Origin of the sequence: Corynebacterium urealyticum DSM 7109, assembly GCF_000069945.1 — a bacterium.
Classification (GTDB): domain Bacteria; phylum Actinomycetota; class Actinomycetes; order Mycobacteriales; family Mycobacteriaceae; genus Corynebacterium; species Corynebacterium urealyticum.
In genome coordinates, this window is record NC_010545.1 from 181123 (window position 1) to 192160 (window position 11038).

An 11038-nucleotide genomic window follows, 5' to 3' on the forward strand; every position below is an offset into this window, starting at 1 on the left:
CTCCACAGCGAGAAAGCCGGTGCGGGCCGTGGCGTACTGCCATCAGGGGCGGGTCGTGGGGGATAATAGTGTCGATTACATATCACTATTGTCTGATCTGAAGGTTTGACCCACTCATATGACTGGACACTCCAGCAAAAATTTTGACGATACTCGCCTCGCCCGCATCATCCTGCCGAAGCGAGGCGAGCCGCGCGACGTCCGCAGCCTCTACATCGTGGAAAACGAGTCCACGACCACCGGTCGCGTCACCGCACTGTCCCGCACCGAGTGCCGCATCCCGGCCGGCGCGGAGATCTCCTTCGAGACATACTTCAACGCCTTCCCCGCCTCCTACTGGCGCCGCTGGTCCCAGCTGGACGAGGTTCAGCTGCGCATCGAGCTGACCGGCGAGGCCCGCGTGGACATCTACCGCTCCAAGATCGACGGTTCCCGCATCGCCGTGACCGGCGCGGACGTCGACGTCGACGAGAAGGGGCGCGGTACCGCGGAGTTCACCGTCTCCCTGGCACCCTTCGAAGACGGCGGCTGGATCTGGTTCGACCTGACCTGCGAGTCCGAGACCACCGTCCACTCCGCCGGCTGGTACGCCACCAAGCCTGCCGAAGGCCAGGTCCTGCAGTCCCCGGCCGTGGTGCGCGACGCCGACACTGCAGCCGAAACCCATCTCAACCCGGGCGATCAGCTGCCCGCCGCCGAGCCGCGCGTCACGATCGGCATCCCAACGTTCAACCGTCCGGCCGACGCCGTCGACGCACTCGAAGCGCTGGCCTCCGACCCGGAGGTCGGCAAGGTCATCGACGCGGTCATCATGCCCGACCAGGGTGATAAGCACCCGGCCGACGAGCCCGGCTTCCCGGCCGTCAGCGAGCACTTCGGTGACAAGCTGCGCATCGTCCAGCAGGGCAACCTCGGCGGCTCCGGCGGCTACTCCCGCATCATGTACGAGGCACGCCACGCCGAGCGAGGCACCACCAGCCCGTTCATCCTCTACATGGACGACGACATTCAGATCGAGCCGGACTCCGTCCTGCGCTCCCTGGCGGCTGCCCGCTACGCGCGTTCCCCGATGCTGATCGGCGGTCAGATGCTGAACCTGCAGGAGCGCAGCCACCTGCACACCATGGGTGAGGTCATCGACCGCGGCTCCTTCATGTGGACCGCCGCACCCCACACCCACTACGACCACGACTTCTACAAGCACCCGCTGCGCGACCGCGGCTCCTACGGCAAGAACGCCTCCGGCGAGGAGATCGACTCCCGGGACCTGCACCGCCGCATCGACGTCGACTACAACGGCTGGTGGATGTGCATGATCCCGCGCGTCGTCGCGGACACGATCGGCCAGCCGCTCCCACTGTTCATCAAGTGGGACGACGGCGAGTTCGGCCTGCGCGCAAAGGACGCCGGCTTCCCGACCGCCTCCTGGCCCGGTATCGCGATCTGGCACATGGCTTGGTCCGACAAGGACGACGCCATCGACTGGCAGGCCTACTTCCACCTGCGCAACCGCCTCATCGTCGCTGCCATTCAGCACGACGGCAGTCCGCGTGGCATCGTCGCCTCGATGGCGAAGGCGACGGCCAAGCATCTGCTGTGCCTGGAGTACTCCACCGTCGCGATCCAGAACGAGGCGATGAAGGACTTCCTGGCCGGACCGGAGCAGCTGTTCAGCATCTTGGACACCTCCCTGCCACGCATCAACGCGCTGCGCAAGAACTATCCGGACGCCGTGGTGATTCCGTCGGCGTCCGAGCTGCCTCACCCATCCGGTGGGCCGCGTAACCTTACCCGCATCCCGCTGAGCATCCCGGCGAAGGTCAAGACGCTGACTCAGGCTGTGCTCAACAACGCCAAGCCGGCGGATGAGCGACACCACGAGGTGCCGCAGGTCAGCTTGCCGCCGATCGAGGCGCGCTGGTTCAGTCTCTCCCGCGTGGACGGGGCGACCGTGACCACCGCTGACGGTCGGGGAGTGGTCTACCGCAAGCGCGACCGCGCCAAGATGCTGGAGCTGGCACGTGAGTCCATGCGCCTGCAGAAGCAGGTCGCGGAGCGCTTCGATGAGCTGCGCACCCGCTACCGCGAGGCCCACCCGTACCTGACGAGCCGCGAGGGCTGGGCCCAGATCTTCGAGCCGGAGTCCGAACTGGCCAAGGCCGGCCAAGATTCCGATCTGGCTCCGAAGAAGGAGCGTGCCTAATGGTCACGCAGGATTCTCAGGCCGCGGGCCTCGTTACAGGCGACCCGCTCGGCGAGACCCGCGCACTAGTCGCGATCCAGAACGCGATCGGCGAGCCGGGGAGCGGTTCCAGCCTGGCATCGGTGCAGCGCATCTCGCGCGGCATGAGCCACTTCGGGGAGCACGCGCTCGGCTGGTTCGCGGTGTCCGCCGCGGGCGCAGCGGCAGATAAGCCGCGCCGGGCCGAGTGGCTGGGCGTGGGTGTTTCCGCTTTTATCGCGCACGCCGCGAGTGTGATCATCAAGCGCATCGTGCGCCGACCCCGCCCGCACGACCCGGCGATCCGGATCGGCGTGGGGACCCCATCCAGGCTGAGTTTCCCCTCCTCGCACGCCACCAGCTCCACCGCAGCACTGGTGAGCATGGCAGACCTGAGCGGGAAGAAGGCGCCTCTAGCGGGCATTCCCGCGATGGGTTTTTCCCGCCTAGTCTTGGGCGTGCACTACCCGAGCGACGTGATCGTCGGTACGCTTATCGGGTTGACGACCAGTAAGGCGGTTCAGAAGACGATCGTCCCCCGCCTGAAGCAGCGGCTGAGCGGCCGCGACGCCTAGCGGATTAATAAGACACTTGTTTTCCACAGGGAGTGACGCGTAACAGTGAGCAATCGGGATCCAGAATCCGTCTTTGGCGGTGAGCCCCATACCTCCGGCATCGAGTCGGCGGATGCGACGGCGCGCCGCTACGAGGGCACGGAATATGACGCGTCGAAGACCAGCACGTCGGTGGCGGCGGAGAAGCCGCAGCCACCGAAGAACCTGATCGACGGGATGATCAAGGCGCTGCGTCCGAAGCAGTGGGTGAAGAACGTCCTGGTCGTCGCCGCGCCCGTCGCGGCCGGTGGGGACGTCATCTTCCAGGGCCGCGTGCTGCTGGACATCCTCATCGCCTTCGTGGCCTTCTGCCTCGCCGCGTCCTCCATCTACCTCATCAACGACGCCCGCGACGTCGAGGCCGACCGCCAGCACCCGACGAAGCGCTTCCGGCCGATCGCTGCTGGTGTGCTGCCGGTCTCGCTGGCCTACATCATGTCGGTGGTGCTCATCGCCCTCGCGGTGGGCGGGTCCTTCCTGGCTAGCTCCGGGCCTGGGCTGGCCATCGTCGTGGCCGTGTACATCGCGCTGCAGCTGGGCTACTGCTTCGGCTGGAAGCACCAGCCGGTGATCGATATCGCCCTGGTCAGCTCCGGCTTCATGCTGCGCGCGATGGCCGGTGGCGTGGCGGCCGGGGTGATCCTCTCCCAGTGGTTCCTGCTGGTCGCGGCCTTCGGTTCACTGTTCATGGCGGCAGGTAAGCGCTACGCGGAGCTGAAACTCTCCCTGCGCTCTGGCGCGAAGATCCGCAAGTCCCTGGAAAGCTACACCCCGACCTACCTGCGCTTCGTGTGGACGCTGGCCGCAACGGCCGTGGTGCTGAGCTACGCGCTCTGGGGCTTTGATCTCTCCCAGCAGGTCAGCGGTGCGGCCGCGGTGTGGTACCAGATCTCCATGGTTCCATTCACGGTGGCGATCCTGCGCTACGCGGCCGATGTGGATCGTGGCGACGGCGGAGCGCCGGATGAAATCGCGCTCAACGACCGCGCTTTGCAGGTGTTGGCGCTGGCCTGGCTGGTGACGATCGGCATCGCGGTCTACGTGGTCCCGGCCCTCTAACACCCAAGAGAGTTTTCAAAACAAAAGTTTTCATACGAACGGCATGGCGTGTCAGATAAAGATTTGATAACGTCATGCCGTTCACTATTCGTCGTTGAGGGATTTTTCATGAACCTTAAAATGAGCTCCATGGTTATGGGCAAGCGCCTCACAGCGGTGCTGGTGGCCATTGCTACTGCGCTCGGCATGGCGACCGTAGTTGCCCCGCAGGCTTCGGCCGATACCCGTGGCGTGCTGCGCCCGGGCTGCACCTGGTCTCCGTACAAGTACTACGTGCAGGACTGCTGGGTCAGTTCGCCGTCGATGGGCCAGAAGATCAAGGTCCAGATCCAGGCCGCCTCCCGTGGCGGCAGCGCCGGCATCTACTTCCTGGACGGCCTGCGTGCTCCTGAGCACTACAGCGACTGGGTGGAGCTGGGGCATGCTCCGCGCAAGTTCGTCAATGATAACGTCACCCTGGCTATGCCGGTCGGTGGCAAGGGTCAGTTCTACACCGACTGGCAGGGTCACTGGGGCGGCACTAATGGCCCGCGTACGCCGCGCTGGGAGACCTTCCTGACCCGTGAGCTGCCGAATTACCTGGCCCGCGAGTTTGGCGTCTCCCGCACCAATAACTCCGTGGTTGGCTTGTCCATGGGTGCGATGGCCGCGATGAACCTCGCCGCGTGGCACCGCAACCAGTTCAAGCAGGTGACCTCCATGTCTGGTTACCTGAACCCGACCTTCCCGGGCATGTACTTCGCGATGGACTACTCGATGAAGGATTCTTCCGGTCCGGGTGCTCGCGTTGAAAACATGTGGGGTCCGCCGGCGAGCCCGGGCCGCTTCCGTAACGACCCGACCCTGAATGTCGGCCGTCTGCAGGGGATGCCGATGTACCTCTCGGCTTCCCTTGGTGGCCCGACGCCGGATATCGACTTCGTGAACAACCCCGTTGTCGGAGCTAGCGCGGTCATGCTGGAGTTCTTCTCCCGCACCTCGACCGGAAAGTTTGAGCTGGCTGCGCGCGGCGCTGGCATCAATCCGGTCGTCAGCTACAGCCCCATTGGTGTTCACAACTGGAATAACTGGGGTAACGAGCTCAATAAGGCTCGCCCGCATATCCTCGGCGCACTGGGTGCTTAATCCAGTCAGAGTGTGATGGGCCTTTACCGACCTCTGAAGGGTTGGTCGTGCCCAGGCTCTTGAAAGAAGGGGCGCCTCCTCAATATTGAGGAGGCGCCCCTTCTTTCTGGCTTTCCGGAAACTTTTCTGCGAGTTGCTGCCAAGTGTGCTTTACAAGCCCTAACGAAACAGTAAGCTTAAGCCTTAAGTGAAGCTTTAGGCTTTGTGGCTACTGAGGCTGGCGAGAAACCCAGGCCGAAGCGGGAGGGGAACCCGCTTCGACCGGGAGATGTCAGCCTGGATCTCGGCCATTTTATTGACGTTCACAAGGACACAAGGAAGTACACATATGCGCATTGCTGCGAAACTCCCCCGCCCGTCCCGTATGGGGAAGGCGACGCTCGCCCTGCCGCTGGCTGCGGCTCTTGCCCTGCCGCTGATGCCAGCTGCCAACGCGCAGAGCGCCGGCAGCAGTCTGGCTGGCGCCAATGGCCCTGGCTCCGGCACTGGCTACCTTGAGCCCCACGACGTTCCGGCCCGCCAGCCCGAGCGTGTGACCGAGCAGGACCTCCCGGGCCTGCCTGAGGGTGTGTCCGTGGACAAGGTCGAGTGGATCACTGACCGCTGGGCAAACGTCTACATCAACTCCGCCGCCATGCCAGACAAGCCGGTGAAGGTCCAGATCCTGCTGGCTCGCGACTGGTACTCGAAGCCGAACCAGAAGTTCCCGACCGTCTGGGCCCTTGACGGCCTGCGCGCCCGCGAGGATGAGTCCGGCTGGACACTGTCCACGAATATTGCGAACTTCTACGCGGATAAGAACGTCAACGTCGTCCTCCCGGTTGGCGGCGAGTCCTCCTTCTACACGGACTGGCAGCAGCCGGATAAGGGCAAGCACTACAAGTGGGAGAGCTTCCTCGTCAACGAGCTCCCGGCTGTCCTGCGCGAGGGCTGGCGCAGCACCGAGGACCGCGCGATCGTTGGCCTGTCCATGGGTGGCACCGCGGCGATGAACCTCGCGCAGCGCTTCCCGAAGATGTGGAAGTTCGTTGGCTCCTTCTCCGGCTACCTGGACACCACCTCTCCGGGCATGCCGCAGGGCATCGGCTACGCCACTCAGGATGGCGGCGGCTACGACGCACAAAAGATGTGGGGTCCGTACGGCTCCAAGGACTGGTACGAGCACGACCCGAAGCTGGGTGTTGGCCTGCTGAAGGACATGTCCGTGTACGTCTCCGCCGGTAACGGCACCCCGGGCAGCCCGGAGGAGAACAGCCCGGCCGGAATCGGCCTGGAGGTCATGTCCCGTCTGACCACCCAGACCTTCCTCAAGGAGGCCAAGAAGAAGGGTGTGAAGGTCACCGCCCACTTCCGTAACTCCGGCATCCACAACTGGCCGTACTGGCAGTTCGAGATGACCCAGGCGTGGCCACAGATCGCTAACGCGCTCTCCCTGCCGGAAGGTGACCGTGGCGCGCAGTGCGCTGCCGGCGGTGCGATCGGCGATGCGCTGAAGGCTAATCCTAAGATCGGTGCCCAGATCGGCGCCTGCGTCTCGGGTGAATACGACGCTGCCCGCGGCGGCAAGGTCCAGGACTACCGTTCCGGCCGTGCCTACTGGCACCCGGACACCGGCGCTCACTTCCTGTGGGGGCGCATCGGTGCTCGCTATGTGGAGATGGGCGCAACCAACTCCTGGCTCGGCTACCCGAAGAGCGAGGAGTACACGATCTCCAACGGCCGCGGCCGCTTCGTTCAGTTCGAGCACGGCAACATCTACTGGACTCACGAGACCGGCGCCTACGCGGTGAAGCACGACATCCTGCGCACCTGGGGCGATAAGGGTTATGAAAACGGCCCGCTCGGCTACCCGGTGGCGAATGCCGAGAAGGTCGGCGACGGCTGGGTGCAGCGCTTCCAGAACGGCGTCATCACCCGTGACAAGGACGGCAAGACGCAGTACGTCCAGGGTGAGATCGCCAAGAAGTACATGGCAGCCAAGGGCCCGGAGTCTAAGCTGGGCTTCCCGATCACCGGCGAGATGGACCTGCCGAACGGCAAGGGTAAGTTCTCCGAGTTCACCGGCGGCTTCATCTACTGGTCCCCGCAAACGGGTGCTCACATCATCTACAAGGGCGCGATCTTCGACGCCTGGGGCGAGGAGAAGTTCGAGCAGGGCAAGTACGGCCTGCCGGTCTCTGACCAGGTCGCGATCCCGGCCGGCGGCGAGGTCGTGCGCTTCCAGGGCGGCGAGATCCAGCAGGTCAACGGAAAGATCGTCAAGAAGTAACGCTCACCCATAGGGTGAGGTCGGGAGGCCAAAACCCGGCAGACCGGGCACCGGGAGGGGCGGCGCGTGCGCCAGCACTCTCCCCGGTGCCCGGTATCGTTTTAACTAGTCAATCCGTTTACTGTGCCTGGCTACTAGCTCCAGCCCCCGGCGGGGTCGTAATATGGCTGACCCGCCGACTCCCGGCACCAATGGAAAGGAAGCGCACTGTGCGAAAGACAAGCCTCCCAACGATGCGGCGGCCGCTGGCCATCCTGGCGAGCCTGACCCTCCTCGGCGCGGCCAGCGCATGTGGCACGGGCAGCACCGTCGACAACTCGGAGCAGGCCGATAACACTGCTGTGCCGAGCATATCTGCATCCGCGACGCCGGATAAGGGGGACGGTGAGAGTAAGGACAAGGACGACTCCAAGGGCGAGGGTGCGTCCTCCGGCGACCACGGTGCGACCGGCCAGGGCGCGCAGGACGGCGCCGTCGAGGAAGTTGACGACGTGCCCGAGGGTGACGACCGCAGCGAGGGGGAGGAGCACTTCCTGGCGGCCCTCGAGAAGTCCGGCGTGCACTTCGACAAGGTGGACGAGGCGAGCCGCAACGCCGTCGAGTCCCAGATCATCGCCGCCGGCTACCACCACTGCCGTGAATCGGATACCCCGCTGATCGGCGTCGCGGCCGGTCAGATGCTCGCCCAGGGGCTCATCGACACGCCCAAGGGGGACGACGCCCTCACCCAGAAGTTCGAATCCATGATGAAGGATCTGCGCACCGCCGCGGATGAAAACCTCTGCCGCTAAGCGTGGCCGGGAGGAAAGAAGAATAATGCGCAAGCCAATCGGCAAATCCGTGACGGTCATCGGCCTGGTGGTGCTCCTGGTACTCATCATCGCAGGCATCGGTTCCTGGCTGGGCACCGATGGGAAGGGTGGTTTCGGTGGACCCGGCTCCAACGAGGGCGTAGGGAGGCCAGGTCGCGAGGCGAGCCCGAACCCGCCGGGCTGCGTGGACTACGAAGTCATCGCCCTGCCCGGTACCTGGGAATCCAAGGCGGACGACGACCCGGTGAATCCGACGGCCAACCCCCGATCCCTGCTGCTGCACGTCACCCGACCGCTGCAGGAGCAGACTGACCCGGAGCGCGTGAAGATCCACACGGTGCCCTATACCGCGCAGTTTAGGAACTTCAACGCGCAGCACGAGATGAGCTACGACGACTCCCGCAAGCAGGGCCTGGGGCGTGCTGTCGGGGAGATTCAGGCGACGCACGAGAAGTGCCCGGCCACGAAGTTCGTCCTCGTCGGGTTCAGCCAGGGTGCGGTCATTGCCGGCGACCTGGCGTCGAATATCGGTAATCACCGCGGCCCGGTGGACCCGTCCCTGATCGCCGGCGTCGCGCTGATTGCGGATGGTCGACAGGAGCCGCAGCACGGCGAGCTCGTGGGAAATAAGAAGAACACCGGCATCGGCGCGGAGGTTGCGCTCCATGCTGTCAACGCCCTCGTGCAGCCCATCGTGCCAGGGGCGACGATGCGCGGCGGGCGCCCGGATGGCTTCGGCGAGCTCAACGACCGCGTGAAGAACTTCTGCGCTGCAGGCGACACTGTCTGCGACGCGCCGCCGACGATCGGCAACGCGGTGTCCCGGGCGAAGGAGCTGGTGGGATCCAACGGCATCCACGCGCACTACGACACGAACCGCGACGTCGTTGACGGGATGACTGCGCCGGAGTGGATCACCAATTGGGTGCGCGACCTCGTTCAACAGCCCATCTAAAACTTCAGACACGAACCCTGAAGTAGTGCATTCAGCACCTAAATAGTTTAGGGTACAAAACAGCAATTTCTGAGCTTTAGGAAGGGACTAGGTGGTCCACCGATGGATATCAACGCAGCCATGGGGCAGTTTTTCGATGAGAACGGCAATATCGCCGTGCCCGATGCACTGACGCTTTCCGGCATGAACGAGATGCTCTTCGCCGGGGCGAAGGCACAGGGAGAAGGCGACAAGGTCCTGTACCGCTACTGGGACTACAACGACTCCGCAGAAGGCGTGCTCCGCGAGTACACCCGCGAGGAGATCAACACCCGAATCAAGGCCGTGTGTGTGCGCCTGCAGCAGGTCACCAAGCGCGGTGACCGGGTGGCCATCCTCGCCAATAACTCGCCAGAGTACGTCTACAGCTTCCTTGGCATCATGTACGCGGGCCTGGTGCCGGTGCCGCTCTACGACCCGACCGAGCCGGGCCACGCTGACCACCTCACCGCCGTGCTGGATTCCTCCACCCCGGTGGCCGTCATGACCAACAAGCGCTCCGCCACTGCGGTCCGCGAGTTCTTCGCGGACCGCCCGGCCCCAGAGCGCCCACGCGTGCTCGTGGCCGACGCCCTGCCGGACAGCCTGGCTGAGCAGTGGCAGAACCCGGCCGAGCTGCTGGCCAAGCACCCGGAGCTCGCGCCGAAGAGCTCCGACGAGGCGTTCCTGCAGTACACCTCCGGCTCCACCCGCACCCCGGCGGGCGTGGTCCTGACGCACAAGTCCATCGTCACCAACGTGCTGCAGATCTTCATCGCCGTGAAGCTGCAGCCGCCGGTGCGCATCGTCAGCTGGCTGCCACTGCACCACGACATGGGCCTGATCCTCGCGGCTTTTGCCTCCATCTTGGGCATCCCGTTCGACCTCATGAGCCCGCGGGACTTCCTGCAGAACCCGGCGCGCTGGATCAAGCAACTGCACAAGCGTGACGACGAGGAGAACATCTACACCGTCGTCCCGAACTTCGCCCTGGAGCTGGCGACCCGCTACGCCAACCCCGCCGACGAGGCGAACGCGGAGCTGCTCGCGGGACTGGATCTCTCCCGCGTCGACGGCCTGGTCAACGGCTCCGAGCCGGTCACCCACGCCTCCGTGGAGCGCTTTCTCGACCTCTTCGCTAACTACCAGCTGCGCCGTGAGACGATGCGTCCGTCCTACGGACTGGCCGAGGCCTCCCTGCTGGTTACCACCCCACAGACCGGAAAGCGGCCGTGGACCCAGTGGTTCGACCGCGAGCAGCTCGCGGGCGGTACCGCGGTGGCGCTGCCGGAGGGTGATGAGGCAGCCATGCCGCTGACCTCCGTGGGTCAGGTCTGCCCCTGGCAGAGCCTCTGCATCGTGGACCCGGAGACCGGCAAGGAGCTCGCGGACGGCCAGGTCGGTGAGCTGTGGACTAACGGTGAGAACACCGCCGCCGGCTACCTCAACCGCGAGGAAGAGACCACCTACACCTTCCGCAACCACCTCCCCGCGGACCACCGCCTGCCGGAGAACTCCCGGGCGGGTAACGCGCCGGAGGATAACTGGATGCGCACCGGCGACCTCGGCGTCATCGTTGACGATCAGGTCTTCATCACCGGCCGCCTGAAGGACCTCGTCATCGTCGCGGGCCGCAACCACTACCCGCAGGACATTGAGGAGACCGCTGCCGCGGCGACGTCCCACGTCAGCCACGGCGCGATCGCGGCCTTCGCGGTGCCGGGTGCTGACCTGGGACAGGACGTCGAGGGTCTGGTCATCCTCGCGGAGCGCACTCCGGAGGCCTCCCCCGTGGAGGATGGCATTGCGGCCAACGACATCCGCGCGGCCGTGTCCAAGATCCACGGCCTGAAGCCGGCGGATATCCGCATCGTGGATGCCGGAAACATCCCGCGCTCCAGCGCAAACAAGATCGCCCGCCGTGTTGCGGCGAAGGCCTACTCGCAGGGCCAGTTCAACTAGAGT

Annotated in this window: 8 protein-coding genes; all 8 read left to right on the forward strand. The window is 64.9% G+C overall.

Translation table 11 applies throughout. From position 1 onward, the window contains the following. Positions 1-118 precede the first annotated feature (118 nt). The 8 genes from CU_RS00785 (at position 119) to CU_RS00820 (ending at position 11035) form a co-directional block, all read left to right on the forward strand. A complete protein-coding gene (locus tag CU_RS00785; RefSeq protein WP_012359418.1) occupies positions 119-2203 on the forward strand; it encodes a glycosyltransferase in 2085 nt (694 codons plus the stop codon). Then, positions 2203-2796 (forward strand): phosphatase PAP2 family protein, encoded by a 594-nt coding sequence (locus tag CU_RS00790; RefSeq protein ID WP_012359419.1) that lies wholly within the window; start codon positions 2203-2205, stop codon positions 2794-2796. The genes CU_RS00785 and CU_RS00790 overlap by 1 nt, the downstream gene beginning before the upstream one ends. Positions 2797-2841: 45 nt before the next feature. Further along, positions 2842-3894 (forward strand): decaprenyl-phosphate phosphoribosyltransferase, encoded by a 1053-nt coding sequence (locus CU_RS00795; protein ID WP_012359420.1) that lies wholly within the window; start codon positions 2842-2844, stop codon positions 3892-3894. Positions 3895-4023: 129 nt separating this feature from the next. Then, on the forward strand, positions 4024-5019 hold the full coding sequence (locus tag CU_RS00800) for an alpha/beta hydrolase (RefSeq protein WP_231837702.1): 996 nt from the start codon (positions 4024-4026) through the stop codon (positions 5017-5019). 328 nt (positions 5020-5347) lie between these two features. Then, entirely contained in the window at positions 5348-7288 is a 1941-nt protein-coding gene (locus CU_RS00805) for an alpha/beta hydrolase-fold protein (protein WP_012359422.1), read from the forward strand. Positions 7289-7497: 209 nt separating this feature from the next. Further along, complete coding sequence (locus tag CU_RS00810) at positions 7498-8079, forward strand: hypothetical protein (protein ID WP_012359423.1); 582 nt, start codon at positions 7498-7500, stop codon at positions 8077-8079. 25 nt (positions 8080-8104) lie between these two features. After that, positions 8105-9055 carry a cutinase family protein gene (locus CU_RS00815; protein ID WP_012359424.1) on the forward strand — a complete coding sequence of 317 codons (951 nt, stop codon included), beginning with the start codon at positions 8105-8107 and terminating at the stop codon, positions 9053-9055. A gap of 102 nt (positions 9056-9157) precedes the next feature. Next, a complete protein-coding gene (locus tag CU_RS00820; RefSeq protein ID WP_012359425.1) occupies positions 9158-11035 on the forward strand; it encodes a FadD32-like long-chain-fatty-acid--AMP ligase in 1878 nt (625 codons plus the stop codon). The last annotated feature ends 3 nt before the right edge of the window (positions 11036-11038 follow it).